Genomic DNA, 18,144 nt, shown 5'->3' on the forward strand with positions numbered 1-18,144 from the left:
TTTACCATCCCGGGCATTTTTTAAAATTGTGGACCAAGAATCTCAGATAAACCTGAAACCACTTGTATCATTTTGGCACAGTTGGTAAATACTACCAATCCATACTTCTTTTCCGGAACGAACATTACGTAGGCCTGGAAATCATGATTGTTTCCTGTATGCATGTGCATGGTCATTTCAGGGGTGCGTTTTTGTGCAAATCCAAGTCCCCATCCGGTTTGACCAACTTCCTTACGCAATGGGTTGTCCTCATCAAAATGGGTATGCTCTTTGAGCATTTCTTCAAAAGTTTCTTGTTTCAAGCCTTCTTTCTTCAACATGGCGATTACAAATTGGGCATATTCCTTGGCCTCACTATGCAAACTGGAGTAGGCACTAAAGACGCCATCTTCCCAATATCCTTCTGAGGGCACTCTGTGTTTGGGCGTTCCATCATCTTCATCATGTCCATATACCTTGTGCTCAGCAATATAATCGTCCCAAACAAAGGTGGAATGGGGCATACCCAAAGGTCCGGTTACCTTCTTTTGAAACAAATCGTTCAAACCTTCCTTCCAGCCCACTTCGTTTTGCATGCCAATAACTGCGGCCAAATATTGATAGGCCTCTCCGGAATACCCGAATCCGGTACCTGGCTTAAAGGCCAACTTTATTTTTTTGCCAGAGGCATGGTTGGGCATCCCTGCCTGATGTGCCAATACCATACGTGCCGTAATCAACTTGGCATCCTCCTCAGATTCGGGAGCAAAACCTGGATGTGGCAGATATTCATGGAGCGGCCGGTCCAAATCGAGCTTGCCCTGTTCCACCATTTTCAAGGCGAAATAGGCAAAAATAGGTTTGGATAAGGAGGCCGCCTCAAATATACTCTCCCCATTCACGGGCTCGTTTGTTTCAATATTGGATACCCCCAAGGCACTGTGATAGACCAATTCATTGTTATTGATAACGGCAATGGACAAACCGGGGACACTATGTTGTTCCATAATCGTTTTGATGCCCTGGGTAAGTTCAGAGGGCTCCACACTTTTGCCGTACATGGTATGGATAGTTTGCTGTTGGGCATATCCAATCGCCCCTGACAACAAGGTTGAGGTAAAAAGAAAAAAGTAAAATCGTTTTAAACTTACAGTAATCATTTCTATGTGATTTTTAATTGATAATTCGTCTTTTTTTTGTGAATTCACATCCATAGGACAAGACGACTTTTGAAATGGTTACAAATCCCCAAAAGAAATTAATCTACAATTTGGGCCTGTCTTTCGTTTTGGTTATCTAAACGGGCACATATCACGCTGGCTGGCCATCATAAGCTGGACGCATCCTGAACAAAAAACATCACTGTCATTGATACCGTTCTTTTTCTTACATGCTTAAAGGATAATCGGAATGATTAGAGGTTTGTTTTAATTCTTCAGCGTTCAATGGTTTGTTTTACTCCGTTTTTATCAAAAATTTCAAAACGGGTATTATCAAATTCATCTACATAAATTTTAATCCGTTCATTTCCTTTTGAATCATAAATAAATAAACCGGTATTCTTGCTTTCCTCACGCCCTAGGAACATCCTGTATACGTTGATTTCGGAATCCAAGTATTTTTTAAATTTCAGATACTCCGCATCTTTTTCTGCCTTCGTCATTGATTTCGTCCGTTCCAGAAACTGATCGTACAATTTTTCAACCCGTATGGAGTCGGACCGCTCCCTAAAAAACATACCATACCACCTTTTCCACTCACCATCAACTAGGTATTCGTCTTTCATGATGGCCATTATTTGGTCGTTTTTTTGTTGATCAAAAGTGATACCTGAAAAATTCTCTTCATCAGTTCCATCATAGTAGATACCTCCTACTTCATCCCCAACACGATTAAAAAATATGATACCGGGCAAATCCCTATTAGAGCCAGGATTATGTGCAATGCCATGAGTAGTGGCCAATGCCTGCTTTTCGGGGTTACTGATTGAAATGTACAGGTTTTCCTCGGCATCAATTATGCTGAGTCTTTCTGCCTTAATCTCTTTGAATGTCTCAACATTCTTGACCTGTCTATCATAAAAGACGAAGCAAATCAGGGCGATCAGCAGTGTAAGGTTGATTATTGGAAGTTGTTTTTTCATTTTTTAATTTGATGATGTAAATACCTATTTTAATTGAACGGCCGGCAATATGTATTCGGTTAAAATCGAAAAGGGACGGTCCTCCATCTCGGGAAACAAATTATAATTGCCCCCAGTAAAAGTTATGGTCATATCAATTTCAGGAATTATGATAAGAAACTGACCGCCATTGCCCCAAGCCTCAATGGTCCTCATCCGTTTTCCGCCCACTTCACGCTCCAGCAATCTCCATAAATATCCATAGTCAGAATCTTTGGGCCAGCTCCCCTTTATATGTGGTTTTATGGATTCATCTATCCAGGATTCCCCGATCAATTGTTCGCCGTTCCAGGTTCCCTTATCGAGTACCAATAATCCGAACTTGGTAAAATCAATGGGACGCATATAAAATGAGCCGGCCAAATATCCCATCCCAGTGGGCGAAGTGAGCATTTGAAAGTTATGGATATCCATGGGCAACAATAGTTCCTTATAAATGAAAAGGGGAAGATAAGTGTCCACCGATTTTTGGATGATCCCTGTCAATAAATTACTGCCTCCGGAGGAATATTCGAAAACATTCCCAGGTTCATGTACCATGGGCAAATTTAGTTTGTACCCCACCCAATCCTTATGTTCCCACTGCATCTTATCCTCATCCTCCAACTGTATGCCGGTGCTCATGGTCAAAATGTGATAAATGTTGATTTTTTTCTTCTGGGCATCATTGATGCTATACTCAGGATAGTAATCCACTACGGCATTTTCAACGTTTAGTTCATCGTTTTTCATCATGGCCTTGCCCAGCGCCAAGGATGCCAAGGATTTAAAAGCGGACCGTATATCATGGATATTTTCCCTGTTATATCCATGAAAATATTCTTCAAACACAAGTTTTCTGTCCTTTGTGATTATAATGCCATGAATGTGCTCTAGGTTTTTGCCATTTGCCAGATCAATAAAACTCAACATAGAGATGTCGATGCCTACATCCTCCAAAGAAGCTGACTGCATGGTGGAATCCGGAGCTTTTGGAATACTGTATTGATAGTTTTCCTGAGGCAATTTTGGCAAGTAACCTTCCAATTCATTGGGTTTGAGCTTTTTCATCTGAACTTTTCTTTTCCCCCCCGCATTGCCATAAGTAAGAGCTATATTCCTTTTCTCCGTATCGTAAACTGCAGAAATCCCGAAACGGTCGTTGGTTATCTTGAAATCGATACGGTTCCCTTCCACCAAAACCTCTTCAATCTTGAAATGCAGTTCCCTATTCTCCTTATTGCTTTGAATATTGGCCTGTACCTTGCTTGTTGAATCCTTGTAAAATTCCAAATACACGATATAATCGGTATCGATTATTTCGGGTTTATAAATTTTAGCCCTCCATTGGTTATCCTTATGCTCAAAACTGAGGTTTTGTGCCCAAAGATCATGGGTAAATACACCATGAAAGGTTGTACTGTCACTGGCCAAAAAACCTTCAAAACGAAGGCCAGAAGAATCTTTAAAATTAAAAACCCTCCCTTTTCTGGTAATTTGGCGTACAGTCTTCTTGCCTTTTTCATATAAATATGCCTTCGAAGGAACAATTGCTGGTGAGAGTACCAATGAATCGTATTTTGATTCGGTTTGGAACAGTAATCCGGACCATACCCCGATAAGTTCATCTGTTTCAGATGTTGACTTTTTGGGGGAACAAAAAGAAAACAGTATTGCAAGTAATGGTACTATAAAAAGTTTTTTGATCATAATGAATGTTTGATGGTTGAACTTAACTTTTGTTGAAAATCACATCTTCAATCCAATAGGCTTCAATTTTCAAGTATTTGTTGATAAGCACCCTGTATTTCAGATAAATCGGGTTCCTGTTTCATCCATTTTACCCGTTCTTCCTGTGTATCCATCCATCGGTACAGCCAACTGATGCCCCATTTTTTGTAATAGTGGTCCTCTTGATCATAAATCGGGTCGGTAAGCGATTCCTTGAAACTTACTATTTGGTAATCGTTCTGTTTTAGTCTTGTGATGATTTCCCCCAAATAATCGGCATTGATGGCATTGTCGTGGCATAGATAGATATGCTTTACGGAACGCCCGTATAAACTTTTTGCCATTTCATCAAAAAAACCGACCAATGCTACGGTCTTTTGCACATATTGTTCCCCGACTGCCTTGGCTTTCCCAATTTCTCCACTGTCCAAGTAATGCTGATAAACATAATCGAACATCCAGTCGGAGCTTTCTACGGTGAAAGGGGCTATTATGTAATCCTTTGACCTTAAATACTCCCTGATCTGTACATGCTGTATGGAATCTTTGCCCATGTCGTTAAAGGGAAACCGAAAATATGCAAGGTTTTTGCCATGCTTTACCGCATACCGCTTAGTCAATATCTCCCCTTTTTCAATGTCTTGGACAAAACTGTCCAAACCCGCATCCGAATATCTGGGATGACTATAAGTGTGGTTTCCGATCAGGGCAAGTTCCCTTTTGATCCAAGATTCCAATAGGGTCTTGTTATGTTCCACGTCTTCCGTTTGCAAAATTTTCTTCTCATTGATGAAAATGGTGAAAGGGATGTCCAAGGAGTCCAATAAGTTCAACAACTTTGGGCTATAACCGTCTTTTTGATATTTAGTGGCATTGGGGACATCATCTATGGTTATGGAAATGGATTTTTGTTGGCCAAAACACAGAAGTCCGCTAAAGACCAAAAAAAACAATTGAAGTTTAAATTGCATATTTTGTAAGATTGAAGTGTGTTTTACTTTTACCAAAAGAGTATTTCATCTCTTCCTTTGTTACATTGTTTTGTTTTTATCCACAGGATAAAGCCCCTAACTATCTTATTAGTAAAAGTAAATAGAATAAGTTAAAATAATGGCTGATGCATTGTAGACACCATGGGCCACTATGGATGCCGAAAGGCGTTTCGTCCAAATGAACAATACTGTATATAGAATGGTGGGCACCAAAATATCAAACCAGTCCAACGTATTGACCGGCATGTGACCCAATGCAAAAAGCAGAATGGACAGAATTGCCGAAAACCAAAGCCCTTTTTTTGGATTCCTGAAAGTTTCCTTCAACACATTGATAAAATATCCCCTGTTAAAAATCTCTTCGGTAATTCCGCCGCCTATAACACCAAGCGCTACAAAGGATATGGTCCCTACCAAACTCCCATCATACATGTCCAACATTCCATTAATGTCCGGACGGTTTGCTCTGCCTGTGTTTGGAATAATAAAAGCAAATTGAAGCATGGTCCATACACCGCCGAAAAAAGTACCCAAAAGAATATCCTTTCCAAGATTGTTAAAGCGAAGGCCAATATCACTAAACTTTTTATTTAAAATTTTTAGGGATCCGTACAGCAAGGCAGTCACCGTTATAAATTGAAAGAGACCAATAAAAAGCAAGTTTATACCGATTTTACCTCCATTTATCTTGGTAACTCCAAAAAAAACATCCGGGATGATAAAAAGTACATATCCCAAAAAAATGGTCCCTATAAAAACAACCAACGTTTTTGTTTTACCCACTTTGTTCATTTCGGATTGTTTTTCTATTTTTTTCATATAATGTCATTGTTTATCTAATGAGATAGTGGGGGAGCCGTTCAGACCCACACCGCTACCTGTAGATGTACCGCAATAGTGCTACTATAACTTAAACCAAAGATAGAATCCTAAGTCAATCACAGATCCCAGTTCGTTAACAAAGCGTTATCATCATTAAAAAAACTGAGAATACCAAAAAGCAATCCCATAAAGCTTGAATAGGGCAACTTGGAAAAAAGGATAGTATCCACTCCAAAAAAGGTTCTTAATTATGTGTACCTTTGTAAAAGCTTTAGGGGTATTCTGAAAAGAATTGAGAGAGTCCCTTGGAACCTGATACGGCTCACACCGACGTAGGGAAAAGCGAAACAAGCATCACTTTCTGGTGATGTTACTTTCCTTTGTTTTCCGATTTACACCTAAGGCCATTGTAATCTAAATCAATAATGGTAATGGAAAAAATTCTCTGGAAACACATCGAATCCGTCAGATCAAAATCTCCTTTGGTGCATAATATCACCAACTATGTTGTGATGAACAATACAGCCAATGCCCTTTTGGCAGCAGGTGCATCCCCTATTATGGCACATGCAAAATCCGAGGTACCCGATATGGTAGCTCTGGCCCATGCATCGGTCATCAATATTGGCACCTTGGATGAATATTGGTCTGAAACCATGCTTTTGGCTGCTGAGACCTCACATAAATTGGGTAAACCATGGGTCTTGGACCCTGTTGGTGCCGGGGCTACCCCGTTCAGGGATAAAATCTTGCAAAAACTGTTAGCGTTCAAGCCAATCGTGGTCAAGGGCAATGCATCTGAGATTATGGCATTGGCCCAAGCCAACGAAGGGGCCACCAAAGGTGTGGACAGCACGGCCGACAGCAACGAGGCCGTGAACGCAGCTATTGGGTTGGCCATTCAACACGAAACTTTGGTATGCATCTCCGGTGAAACAGATATCATCGTAAATGGCACTCAAACTGTTCTTGTAAAAAACGGACATCCGCTAATGACCAAAGTGACTGGTATGGGTTGTACCGCGTCTGCACTTATTGGGGCTTTTGTGGGTGTTGTGGAAGATAAAACCGAAGGAACAACGGCAGCAATGGCCTTGTTGGGCATAGCAGGAGAACTATCGGCAGAACAGGTGGATGGCCCTGGTAGCCTTCAGCTAAAACTCATAGATAAACTCCATAATCTTTCAGAAAAAGAGTTTTACGACCATATCAGAATATCAAAACAGTGAAGGTACGTTCCCTATTTCCATACCGATTGTATTTAGTCATCTCGGAAGATGCTTGCCGTGGAAAAGGCATGTTGCAGGTAGCGGAACAGGCTATCCAAGGAGGTGTTGATATTATCCAATTGCGTGAGAAGCAATTAACCGAACCCCTATTCTTGGAAAGGGCAAAACAATTAAGGGATATCACGGAAAAATATGGTGTGCCGTTGATCATCAATGACAATCCAAAAGTGGCCGCCTTAGCTGATGCTTCTGGCATCCATGTGGGCAATACGGATACCCGGCCCACAGTCTTGAGACAACGAGCCGGTTTTGAGGAAAAGCTGATCGGATATTCAATAGAATATTTGAAACAACTGGAGAACGTGCAAACAATGGTATCGGACTATCTTGCGATTAGCCCCGTATTCAGTACCAATACAAAAACGGACACCGTAACGGAATGGGGACTAGAGGGCATCTCAAAAATCCGACAATTGACAAAAAAGCCACTGGTAGCCATTGGTAATATCCATGTGAACAATACCAAAGCCGTCTTCCGAGCCGGTGCGGACTGCATAGCCGTAGTATCTGCCATATGTGGGGCTGACGACCCCATGAAAGCAGCTTATCAACTAAAAAATACCATAGAAAAATGAAGAAGTATACCTATCCTTCGGTTTTGTCCATTGCCGGTTTTGATGGAAGCGGCGGAGCTGGTATCCAAGCAGATATCAAAACAATATCGGCACTCGGGTGTTATGCCACAACGGTGCTCACGGCCCTGCCCGTTCAGAACACGCAAGGGGTACGAAAAATCTACCCCATATCGTTGGAAGCTGTCAAAGACCAAATTGAAGCGGTTATGGACGATATCATGCCAGCTGCCATAAAAATAGGAATGGTTCACACCCCAAAATTAGTGGAAAGTATAACGAGTACCTTAAAAAAATACGAAGCGGTTCCCATAGTATTCGACCCGGTCATGGTGGCCACCAGTGGACATCGTCTTATCGAAGAGGATTCAGTAAATGCCCTGATAGAACAATTGCTCCCCATTGCCACGGTCATAACGCCCAATATGGACGAAGCAGCCATCTTGGCCAATATGGAAGTAAAGACATTGGAAGAGATGAGAACTGCCGGAAAACAAATCAAAGAACTAGGGTGCAACAGCATCCTCATGAAAGGAGGGCACCAGGAGACGACAAACATTACCTCCTTGTTTTTCGACCCGAACAATCAGTGCCACTCTTTTAAAACGAAAAAAATCAGAACGAACAACACACATGGCTCTGGTTGTACCCTGTCTTCTGCAATTGCCTCCCTGTTGGCACAGGGCAAAACCCTGTTTGAATCCGTGGATGTTGCCCAAAGTTATGTGCACAATGCCATTTACAGTGGAAAAAATGTACAGACCGGAAAGGGAAACGGTCCCTTGAACCACTTTTTCAACCCTCAAAAAATGATTAAAAATGAAATGGACTGAACAGGCCTGGAAAAAAATCGAAAGTAATTATAGCGCTATACTGGACATGCCTTTTGTCCAAGAGCTGGCAAACGGTACTCTGCCCAAAAACAAGTTTCAATTTTATATGGCCCAAGATTCCATTTATCTGGAGCATTTCGGAAGGGCACTTGCACTCATAGGTGCCAAATCCCATGATATTGGAGATGCATTGGCCTATCTTCGTTTTGCGGAAGGTGCCATAGTCGTTGAAAATGCACTTCACGAATCCTACTTTCAGGATTTTGGTGTAACGGACAAGGGTAAGATACAACCGGCATGCCACCACTATACCCACTTTTTAAAAAGTACTGCTGCCATGGAACCCGTAGAAGTGGCCATGGCCGCAACGCTACCGTGCTTTTGGATCTATAAAAAAGTAGGTGATCACATTTACAAAGGTCAACAAACCTTCAATAACCCTTACCAACGATGGATCGACACCTACGGTGGGGAGGAATTTTCAGATAGTGTACAACGTGCAATCATGATCTGTGACCTTGCAGCGGAACGTGCCACTCCAGTAACAAGGGCCAAGATGACCGAAGCCTTTATCCATGCCTCGCATTTGGAGTACCATTTCTGGGATGCAGCATACACTGGAAGAACATGGAGCTGATATTAAAGGACAAGAAAGCAGTCATCTTTGATATGGACGGGGTGTTGGTGGAAAGTGAATGCCTATGGAAACAGGCAGAATTTGAGGTTTTTTCCTCACTTGGTGTCTCGTTGACGGAAGAAGAGAGCTTGCTGACACGGTCCATGACGACCAAGGAAGTCACCCTGTTCTGGTTCGAACGGTTTCCATGGAAGGGGAAAACCTTGCCCGAAGCGGAAGAGATGGTCATCCACAGGGTCATGGAATTGATTCAATCCGAAGATTGTGTCACCCAGGGAATCAAGACCTTCATAAAACAGCTCAAAGCCCAACACTATAAAATTGGATTAGCGACCAATGCACCGCAAAAAATCATTCCAACGGTACTGGAAAGGACCAAGACCACGGATTTTTTCGACATCGTTTCATCGGCCGATTTTGAAGTAAAGGGCAAACCACATCCTGCCATATACTTAAAAACAGCAGAGAAATTGAAGGTAAGGCCCGAAGAGTGTGCCGTGATAGAAGATAGCGAGATTGGAATGAAGGCAGCAAAAAATGCTGGAATGACCGTTATTGCCTATACTCAGGGAAATAAAAATGTATCTCTGCAATGGGCAGATTATGAGATTGACGATTTTAATATCAAGTAGAATAGGCAGAGGTCAACATAACAGCCATATACGAGCATGGGGCAGATAACTTATAGCCTTACTGATTACCTAGCAGCAACTCTATAAAGCAAACAAGCATGAAAGAAACAAAAATTTACATTGTTGGTTCGGGAGCCATAGGAAAGGCTCTGGCCGTTTTTTTACAACAAGAAAACAAAGAGGTGGTGCTTGTCAGAGGCAGTGTGGACAACATACCCGACACTGAAGAAACCATTACCGTTATTGAAAAAAATAAAACATTTCAGCAAAGGATAACGACAACAACCTTTAAGGGCCTACAAGCTATCAATGGGATTGTTTTGATTACCGTAAAAGCGTTCGCCAATACCGAGATTGCTGGAAAACTAAAGGACAAAAAAGGGGATTTTTCTATTGTTCTCCTCCAAAACGGACTCCATGTGGAACGTCCTTTTGAAATGTTCGACAAAATATATCGCTGTATCCTGTTTTCCACCAGTCAAGTAACCGGTGACAACGAGGTTACCTTTAAATCGGTAATGCCGTCGCCCGTTGGAAACTTGCAGGGAAACAATGACGGCCTTCAGGATTTGGTGGATTGGATCAATACACAACACTTTAGCTTTCGAAGCGAAACCGATATCACTCCATTACTATGGACAAAAGTGATTGCCAATTGTGCCTTCAACTCCATCTGTCCATTGCTCGAGACCGACAATGGTATTTTTATTAGGAATGCAGATGCAAGAAGATTGGCAAGAACGGTCATTGAAGAATGTGTTGGTGTAGCACAAAAACGAGGTATTGCTCTTGACAAGGATGCTATAGAAAACAACCTGATGCAGATCAGTAAACGATCGGATGGTCAGTTAATTTCCACTTATGTGGACATCCTTCAAAATAGAAGGACAGAAATTGAAAGTTTAAACCTTGAAATCTCAAGAATGGCCAACGATATGGGCATCCCCGAAACAGTAACGCTCACTAAATTGCTTGGGGAGTTGATTCAATTAAAATCGACCATAAAATAACTTTATTTTCATGATGTATTGATTGGGACAACTACAAAGCATATTTTATGGATTTAGTACTCATTCAATCCTTGATCGATCATCAAGTTTTGAAAATCAGTGATACCGTATTTTGGGTGAGGCCTGCTACCATCAACCCTGCTGTGGTTTGCTCATAATTACATCATCATACATAGCATCCAATCCCATTTGCACACAGGTTGCAGCCATGGCACCTGTCTTGGCATTGGAAACAGGCAATGTATTGTTCACAATGTTGTCCCTAAAGTCGATTAAGGCCTGTTTGCTAGGATCTTCATGGTCAAACTGTAAGGGTATGCCCCTGCCCTGGTCCCAGTTTAGGGTGGCCCCAGAAACACCGTCGACTTCCCCGATTTTCTTTTCGTAGCTTCCTTCTGGATAAAACCAAGCCTTTGCATAGTCCAAGATATAGGTTCCCTTGTCTCCCATTACCTTGACCTTGTAATCGCCCATAGCGTTACTGGTAAGACAGGTAAATGACGCTCTTACCCCTTCCGGATAACTGTAGATAAGATGGATGTTGTCATAGGTCTCCCTACCATCTTTCCAATAATCAATGCCTCCTATACCCATGACCTTTTCGGGCATGGCCCCCATGACCCAATTGGCAAAATCCAATTGGTGCGAACAAAGTTCGGCCAAAAGCCCTCCTGAAAACTCTCTGTACATGCGCCAGTTGATCATACGTTCCCATTTTGGGTCCGGGACAGGGCGACGCCAATTGCCGTTACGGTTCCATTGACATTCAAAAGCCGTTATTTTTCCTATTTTCCCGTTTTTGATCTCATCAACAACATGGGAGTACAAACGGGAGCTGTGGTACTGATGGCCTGTCTGAAATATGCTATTGGACTCATCAGCTGCCGAGACCAATTCAGCTATCTCCTCGTACCCTTTTGCCATCGTCTTTTCCCCATACACGTGCTTTCCTGCCTTTAGGGCATCAATAGCTATCTTGGAATGTGTGCTGAACGGGGTAGCCACCAAAACGGCGTCCACATCCTTGTCTTCCAACATTTTTTTGTAATCGGAATATCCTTTGGCCTTTCCTTCTACTTTTGAAAGACCCGAGCTAAGTCTGAATGGGATAATATCACAACAGGCCACTACTTGCATGTTGGGGATTTGATTAATAAAAGGAATGAGTCCACCGCCTCGATCCCCCGTTCCTATGACCCCGATATTAATGGTCTCGTTCACACTAAAGGTTCCGTACCCAAGCACCGTTGGGGCATATAGGGCAGCGGAACTTGCCAGACTTCCTTTTACTATAAAGTCGCGTCGTTTCATGTTCTCTTAAAGTTTTGGTTCCCATCCAGGTTCATACGTTCGCTTCCAAAGCTCCATGGCTTCCCGATCGAATATTCTTCCCGTGTTCCCATCCACATTGAAGCCTTTATCGATTCGATAGGCTATATTGGCATAGTGTGTCAACATTTGCGAAATGGCCCCCACTTCGATATGTGATGTCAACGCTTCTTTTCCTCGAATGGCATCAAAGAAATTCACTGCATGTCTTGTTGATAGGTCTCCACCTCCGCCAAGAGCAGTTCCTCCTTCGTTACCGCCGGATTTATTTTCCTTGATCAATTCCCCCTTAAGATCGTACAGTTCATATCCGTCGCGGTCCACCATTACCGAACCCTCGGAACCGTAAATTAGGGTACCTCGACCACGACCGTACTTGGAATAGCCGTTCCTACTGCTTCCATCCCATTGAATGATCTTATCATCGGCAAATGCATAGGTCGCCTCCATGGTGTCGTACATTTCCCATCCGTCATTCACAAACTGGTGCTTCCCAGCGATCACATCCACATATTCTGGATACTTCACATCCAACGCCCATCGTGCTATATCCAGTTCATGCGTTGCATTATTCCCCATTTCAGCGGTTCCATAATCCCAACCGTACCAATGCCAGTTATAGTCCCAGGTATCGTGGGCGTATGCTTTTCTAGGGGCGGGCCCTTGGAACAGTTCCCAATCCAAGTCCTCTGGTGGTGCAGTCTGTACGGGAATCGGAACTTCCCCCCTTCCATTGGTATAAAAGGCTATTGCTTTGTAGGCCTTGCCAATAATGCCATTATGGATATCGTTGATGATTTCGATACTCTGTGGTGACGATCGTTGCTGATTGCCCATTTGGACCACCTTATCGTACTTTTTTTGAAACGCGACCACAATTTCATTCTCATGAGGGTTATGGCTGCAGGGCTTTTCTAAATAAACGTGTTTCCCGGTTTCCATGGCCATACAGGCTCCGGGTGTATGCCAATGATCGGGCGTTGCCATAAAAATCGCATCCACATCCTTGTCCTCAAGAATTTTTCTGATATCCTTTTCCTGTTTGGGATTATATGATATTTGTTCGGATACATGTTGTGCCGCCTTTTCCAGTTGGCTGCCCCGAACATCGCATAGATAGTTCAGGCGCACATTGTTTTGCTTAGCCGCTATGGAAGGAATATAGGCTCCATATCGCCTTCCCAAACCTTGAAGGGCAACATGAATCCTATCATTTGCTCCTAAAATATTGTTATAACTCTTGGCCGTCATAGCATTGATGCTACCGGGTAGTCCCATGCCAATAGCAGCGACCGTTGTTTTTTTTATAAAGTCTCTTCGCGCTCCCATAAATCTAGATTTAATTTATTGGTCTTATTTTGATGTTCTTAAAACTTACTCTATCCCCATGGTCTTGTAACAGTATGTGACCTTTATCGGCCTCGCCAAAGTTGGGCCATTTCTCATACTTGCTTTCTGAGACCAATTTGCGGTATGCATCGCTTTTTCGCTCGTACTCCAAAACCTTAGTCCCATTGAGCCAATGCTCCACATGGTTGTCCTTAGAAATAATATGGGCCGTGTTCCATTCCCCGATCGGATTGATGGGCTTATTAATATCAGCTTGAATCAGATCGTACAAAGATGCCACTGTACGACTACCTTCATGATTTCCCAATTTTGCATCGGGATGCCTTTCATCGTCCAAAATTTGATATTCCAAACCAATTGAGGAGCCAGGTCCTTTGTTCAAATCCGTGTCCACATAATATTTGATACCACTATTGGCGCCTTCCGTTAATTTGAAATCCACTTTGAGTTCAAAATCTCCGTACAACTCCGTGGTCACAATATCACCACCAGCTGCAGATTCCTCTCCCCCAGAGGAAAGAACGGTCAATACACCGTCCTTGATTTTCCATCCTTTATCTGGAAAATCATCCAAACGGGCACCGCGCCATCCCACGGTGGTCTCACCGTCCCATAACATTTGCCATCCGTTTTTTTCCTCATCAATGGTCAGTTGGTTTTTTGTCACAACTGGTGCCAAGGGCATTTCTTTACTGTATTTTGAAAGGCTGTCTGTCAAGATTTTGACATTCTTCCAGGCTATCTCTGTTCCCGCCTTCTGATCTTTGCCAATACTGTGCACTTGGAGCGCTATGAAACCACTTGCGGTCTTATCATCGATCAAATGGGCGGCGGGCACTCCATTGATCCACGTTTGAATCGTATCCCCAATGGCCTCGATGCGATAGTGGTTCCAATCATTTTGTTTGAATGCTTTTTGAGCCGCTGGATTGTTTTCCAAGGTAACGAGCCAACCTCTACGACCTTCGTCATAGATTCCGGCACTCCAAGCCCGATCCGATGGGTCGATCTCAATCTGATAACCGTGCACCCTTCCATTTTGATAATGGGGAAAGCTATTGCTTCGTATTTGGATTCCCGAATTCATGGTCGAATCCACTTTGAAGTCCAATTCCAAGATAAAATCGTCATACATCTTATCCGTTGTCAAAAAGGAATTGGGCGTATCATGTACCGTAGATCCTACGATGGCATCCTCTTTTACCTCATAATTGGCTTCCCCGCCTTTTTGGTTCCATCCGTTCAGGGTCCCATCGGACAATTCGACCCACGGAGTATCATCTTTGGGAGCATCGGCACATGCGCAACAGAGCAACAATGCCAAGGTCCCTAGTTTAAATTTATTCATTTTATGTGTCATGAGTTAAAAATTATATTCTACAATTCGATTTATAGGCCAAAAAGACCTGGTAGCCAGAGAGCCAATTCTGGAATATAGGTGATCAGAAAAAGTGCCAATATCATGGCCGCGAACAACGGCAATAGGGGCCTTATCACTTTTTCAATTGATGTTTTTGCTACACCGACACCGACAAAGAGTACCGAACCCACCGGAGGTGTACATAGTCCTATGCAAAGGTTCAAGATCATTATGATACCAAAATGCACCGGGTCTATCCCCAATTTTGTGACAATGGGCAAAAATATGGGGGTAAATATGAGCACGGCCGGTGTAATGTCCATAAAGATACCCACTATCAGCAAGATTATATTTATGATGAGCAATAGGGCAATCTTGTTATCGGTAATGGATAAAAGTCCCGAACTGATGTCCTGAGGTATATGCTCGAAGGAGAGTGCCCAGGACATACTCATGGAGGCTGCTATCAAAAGCATAACAACAGCGGTGGTGGCCGAGGCGTTCAAAAAGATATTGGGTAGTTTTTTAAACCTTATCTCTTTATAGACAAAGCCCAGAATCATACTGTAGAGCACGGCAATGGCGGAAGCTTCGGTAGCGGTAAAAATGCCCGCCACAATGCCCCCAATGACCAGAACCAAAAGAAATAAGCTTGGGACGGCATCAACAAATGTTTTAAAAACTTGTTTTAATGAGCTTCGTTGTCCCTTGCCGTAGCCTTTTTTCTTGGCCCAGAACATGGCGACCACCATCAACAATAAGCCGGTGATCAAACCAGGGATGTATCCGGCCAAGAAAAGTGCGGCAATGGATGCCCCTCCACTTGCCAAGGAATACACGATCAATACATTGCTTGGAGGAATTACCAACCCTGTTGTGGCCGAGGTGATGTTGACGGATACCGAAAAACCCTTATCATATCCCTCTTTTTCCATTTCCGGTCCTAGAATGCTTCCCATGGCAGAGGCCGAGGCCATGGCCGAACCTGCAATGGCGCCCATGAACATTGCCGATATAATATTGATCAGGGCAAGCCCTCCGGGCAATGCCCCTACCAAGCTTTTGGCAAAAGCTATCAAACGGTGGGCAATTCCCCCGTGGTTCATCAGTTCCCCGGACAATATAAAAAATGGAATCGCTAACAAGGCGAAACTATCCAGGCCCGTGGCCATTCGTTGGGATATGGTGGCGAATGCGGGCAGCATGGGCAAACTTACCAGTAGGGTCAACATGGATGAAATAGCTATGCTCCACGCCACAGGTGTGCCGATGGCCAAAAGACCCACAAAACTGATGATCAAAACTAGCAAGGGTATATATTCCATAAGGCTCAATCCGTTATTATTTCGACGACTTTGTTATAAACCACGATCAGCCCGCTTAAGGGAATCACGACATACACATAGGCCAATGGCAACCCCAATGCCGGGGAGTGCTGTTTGAGTTCGTAGGTAGTGTACACCAACCATCCGCCGCCTGTCACCATTGCCGCCAGACAGAAGAGGATGATGAAACCGGACACCACTCTTTTCAAAACTTTTTGATTTTTGACATTGGCCCGTTTGGCCAGTACATCTATAGCCACATGACCGTTTTTTCCTGAAACATAGGCGGCACCCAACAATCCCAACCATATCATAAGGAAGCGGGCAAGTTCATCCGTGAAGGCACTTGGTGTACCTAGGACATATCTACTGAACACCTGCCAAAGCACATTAAGCACCATTAGGCTCATTAACAATACTAGCAAGTGGGCCAAAATATTTTCCAATGCCCTTTTGAGTCCCATCAATTTGCCAATGATTTGATTTGTTCTATCATGTTGTTCAGCTCTTCGTCCTCTTCATATGCCCGGTACATCTCCCTTGTCATTTCAATAAATGGTTTTTTGTCCGGATGCGAAATCTCTACACCAGCTTCCTTGATTTTCTCCAATGCTTCTGCTTCCGATTCGGCCCACAATTTCCGCTGATGCTCCAACGATTTTTTTACTGCTTTGTCAAGCCAATCCTTCTCCTGTTCTGAAAGGGCATCCCAAAACCCGGTACCAACGATCAAGACATCTGGCGAAAATGTATGTTCGTCCAGCGAATAATATGGACACACCTCATAATGTTTGGAAAGATAAAAACTAGGTAGATTGTTCTCCGCTCCGTCCACCACGCCTTGTTGTAGGGATGTGTAGAGCTCTCCCCACGAAATGGGGGTCGGGGAACCTCCTAGACTTTTGACCATATCCATTGCAGTAATGCTTTCCATCACCCTTATTTTTAGCCCCTTCAGATCATCTGGTGTAGTTACAGGTGCATGTTCGGTATAAAAACTTCTAAACCCGGCATCGTAATAACCTAAGCCTTTCAATCTAAATTGTTCGGCATTGTCCAACAATGATTGTCCGATTGGACCATCCAACACTTCAAATGCATGTTCCCGGCTATCAAAAAGATAGGGAAGCCCCAGAATTCTTGTCTTAGGAGCAAAATTCTCTAGAGTGGCAACAGATACCTTGGTCATATCAAGGCTGCCCAATTGAATCAATTCCAAGATTTCACGTTCAGTGCCCAATTGCTGATTGGGATAGATTTCGATGCGAAGCCTTCCTTTTGAAACACTGTCAAGATCTTTCCCCATTTTTACCATGGCCCTGTGCACGGAATGATTGATATCCAAGCCATGTGCCAACCTAATTGTTCTAATGCCCGAGGTTTCTTCGCAACCGAGGGCAAAAAACAACGTGCACAATAAAAGGATGACATTGAAGTGTTTCATTATTTCTCTCTTCTGATTTTTTCTATCAATTTTAAGGTGTTCGTCACTTTTTTCTGCAATCCTTCAAAATCTTTTTGCTCCAGAACATCTTTGGAAATCAATTTGGAGCCCATGCCCACGCATGTTACTCCTGCATCAAACCAAGCCCGCAGGTTTGCCTCCTCTGTACTGACCCCTCCAGTGGGCATGATACTCGTCCACGGCTGTGGGCCTTTGATGGCTTTTACGAACCCCGGGCCGTAAGTAGACCCCGGAAAGAGCTTAATGAGCTCACACCCCAATTCTTCTGCCTTGTTGATTTCAGTTAAAGAGCCACACCCCGGTGACCAAAGTACTTTCCTTCGATTGCACACTATGGCGATATCTTCCCTTAAAGACGGGGTCACCACAAAGCTTGCTCCCATTTGCATGTACATGGATGCTGCAGCTGCATCTGTAATGGAACCAACGCCCATCATCATACCGGGCAACTCCTTGATTGCATATTTGTTCAGCTCCGAGAATACTTCAAAGGCAAAATCGCCACGTGCGGTGAACTCCATCAAACGGGCACCACCATCATAGCATGCTTTGAGCACTTTCTTCCCAATTTCGATATCGGAATGATAGAACAACGGTACCATACCCGTTTCCTGCATTACCCGAACTACTTCCAATCTTGTATACCTTGCCATTTTA

At 43.3% G+C, this 18,144-nt stretch carries 18 protein-coding genes and 1 riboswitch; of the genes, 6 read left to right on the forward strand and 12 right to left on the reverse strand.

Annotation, left to right across the window (positions count from 1 at the left end; all coding sequences use genetic code 11):
• Positions 1 to 20 precede the first annotated feature (20 nt).
• The 5 genes from J0656_RS14550 to J0656_RS14570 form a co-directional block, all read right to left on the reverse strand.
• A complete protein-coding gene (locus J0656_RS14550; protein ID WP_207035144.1) occupies positions 21 to 1,139 on the reverse strand; it encodes a serine hydrolase domain-containing protein in 1,119 nt (372 codons plus the stop codon).
• 275 nt (positions 1,140 to 1,414) lie between these two features.
• Complete coding sequence (locus J0656_RS14555; protein WP_207035146.1) at positions 1,415 to 2,122, reverse strand: hypothetical protein; 708 nt, start codon at positions 2,120 to 2,122, stop codon at positions 1,415 to 1,417.
• Between the two features lie 24 nt (positions 2,123 to 2,146).
• A complete protein-coding gene (locus J0656_RS14560; protein WP_207035148.1) occupies positions 2,147 to 3,850 on the reverse strand; it encodes a serine hydrolase domain-containing protein in 1,704 nt (567 codons plus the stop codon).
• A 62-nt stretch (positions 3,851 to 3,912) separates the two neighbouring features.
• Positions 3,913 to 4,842: a polysaccharide deacetylase family protein gene (locus J0656_RS14565; RefSeq protein ID WP_207035151.1), complete on the reverse strand. Its 930-nt coding sequence runs from the start codon at positions 4,840 to 4,842 to the stop codon at positions 3,913 to 3,915.
• A gap of 108 nt (positions 4,843 to 4,950) precedes the next feature.
• On the reverse strand, positions 4,951 to 5,682 hold the full coding sequence (locus J0656_RS14570) for a CPBP family intramembrane glutamic endopeptidase (RefSeq protein WP_207035153.1): 732 nt from the start codon (positions 5,680 to 5,682) through the stop codon (positions 4,951 to 4,953).
• Between the two features lie 266 nt (positions 5,683 to 5,948).
• Positions 5,949 to 6,041, forward strand: a riboswitch (TPP riboswitch).
• Between the two features lie 69 nt (positions 6,042 to 6,110).
• Here J0656_RS14570 and thiM point away from each other — a divergent pair.
• The 6 genes from thiM to J0656_RS14600 all read left to right on the forward strand — a co-directional run bounded on the left by thiM (position 6,111) and on the right by J0656_RS14600 (position 10,658).
• Positions 6,111 to 6,914: a hydroxyethylthiazole kinase gene (gene thiM, locus J0656_RS14575; protein WP_207035154.1), complete on the forward strand. Its 804-nt coding sequence runs from the start codon at positions 6,111 to 6,113 to the stop codon at positions 6,912 to 6,914.
• Positions 6,911 to 7,549: a thiamine phosphate synthase gene (gene thiE, locus J0656_RS14580; protein WP_207035156.1), complete on the forward strand. Its 639-nt coding sequence runs from the start codon at positions 6,911 to 6,913 to the stop codon at positions 7,547 to 7,549. The genes thiM and thiE overlap by 4 nt, the downstream gene beginning before the upstream one ends.
• On the forward strand, positions 7,546 to 8,379 hold the full coding sequence (gene thiD / locus J0656_RS14585; protein ID WP_207035158.1) for a bifunctional hydroxymethylpyrimidine kinase/phosphomethylpyrimidine kinase: 834 nt from the start codon (positions 7,546 to 7,548) through the stop codon (positions 8,377 to 8,379). The genes thiE and thiD overlap by 4 nt, the downstream gene beginning before the upstream one ends.
• Positions 8,366 to 9,016 carry a thiaminase II gene (gene tenA, locus J0656_RS14590; protein ID WP_207035159.1) on the forward strand — a complete coding sequence of 217 codons (651 nt, stop codon included), beginning with the start codon at positions 8,366 to 8,368 and terminating at the stop codon, positions 9,014 to 9,016. The genes thiD and tenA overlap by 14 nt, the downstream gene beginning before the upstream one ends.
• Positions 9,007 to 9,648 carry an HAD family hydrolase gene (locus tag J0656_RS14595; protein WP_207035161.1) on the forward strand — a complete coding sequence of 214 codons (642 nt, stop codon included), beginning with the start codon at positions 9,007 to 9,009 and terminating at the stop codon, positions 9,646 to 9,648. Before tenA ends, J0656_RS14595 begins: the two co-directional genes overlap by 10 nt.
• Before the next feature lie 98 nt (positions 9,649 to 9,746).
• Positions 9,747 to 10,658 (forward strand): ketopantoate reductase family protein, encoded by a 912-nt coding sequence (locus tag J0656_RS14600; protein ID WP_207035163.1) that lies wholly within the window; start codon positions 9,747 to 9,749, stop codon positions 10,656 to 10,658.
• 132 nt (positions 10,659 to 10,790) lie between these two features.
• On the opposite strand, the gene J0656_RS14605 is transcribed toward J0656_RS14600, so the two are convergent.
• From J0656_RS14605 to J0656_RS14635, 7 genes are read right to left on the reverse strand one after another with little or no spacing between them, the layout of a single operon-like run.
• Positions 10,791 to 11,969: a Gfo/Idh/MocA family protein gene (locus J0656_RS14605; protein WP_207035166.1), complete on the reverse strand. Its 1,179-nt coding sequence runs from the start codon at positions 11,967 to 11,969 to the stop codon at positions 10,791 to 10,793.
• A 6-nt stretch (positions 11,970 to 11,975) separates the two neighbouring features.
• Positions 11,976 to 13,316 (reverse strand): Gfo/Idh/MocA family protein, encoded by a 1,341-nt coding sequence (locus J0656_RS14610; RefSeq protein WP_207035168.1) that lies wholly within the window; start codon positions 13,314 to 13,316, stop codon positions 11,976 to 11,978.
• Between the two features lie 10 nt (positions 13,317 to 13,326).
• Positions 13,327 to 14,685, reverse strand: a complete 1,359-nt coding sequence (locus tag J0656_RS14615) for a 3-keto-disaccharide hydrolase (RefSeq protein ID WP_207035170.1) — start codon at positions 14,683 to 14,685, stop codon at positions 13,327 to 13,329.
• A gap of 41 nt (positions 14,686 to 14,726) precedes the next feature.
• Positions 14,727 to 16,022, reverse strand: coding sequence for a TRAP transporter large permease (locus J0656_RS14620; protein ID WP_207035173.1), 1,296 nt, complete (start codon positions 16,020 to 16,022; stop codon positions 14,727 to 14,729).
• Positions 16,023 to 16,027: 5 nt separating this feature from the next.
• Positions 16,028 to 16,486: a TRAP transporter small permease gene (locus J0656_RS14625; protein WP_207035176.1), complete on the reverse strand. Its 459-nt coding sequence runs from the start codon at positions 16,484 to 16,486 to the stop codon at positions 16,028 to 16,030.
• Positions 16,486 to 17,466, reverse strand: coding sequence for a TRAP transporter substrate-binding protein (locus J0656_RS14630; protein WP_207035178.1), 981 nt, complete (start codon positions 17,464 to 17,466; stop codon positions 16,486 to 16,488). The genes J0656_RS14625 and J0656_RS14630 overlap by 1 nt, the downstream gene beginning before the upstream one ends.
• A complete protein-coding gene (locus J0656_RS14635) occupies positions 17,466 to 18,140 on the reverse strand; it encodes a bifunctional 4-hydroxy-2-oxoglutarate aldolase/2-dehydro-3-deoxy-phosphogluconate aldolase (RefSeq protein ID WP_207035180.1) in 675 nt (224 codons plus the stop codon). The genes J0656_RS14630 and J0656_RS14635 overlap by 1 nt, the downstream gene beginning before the upstream one ends.
• Positions 18,141 to 18,144: the final 4 nt, after the last annotated feature.

The sequence above is a fragment of the Flagellimonas aurea genome (genome assembly GCF_017313785.1).
GTDB lineage: Bacteria > Bacteroidota > Bacteroidia > Flavobacteriales > Flavobacteriaceae > Flagellimonas > Flagellimonas aurea.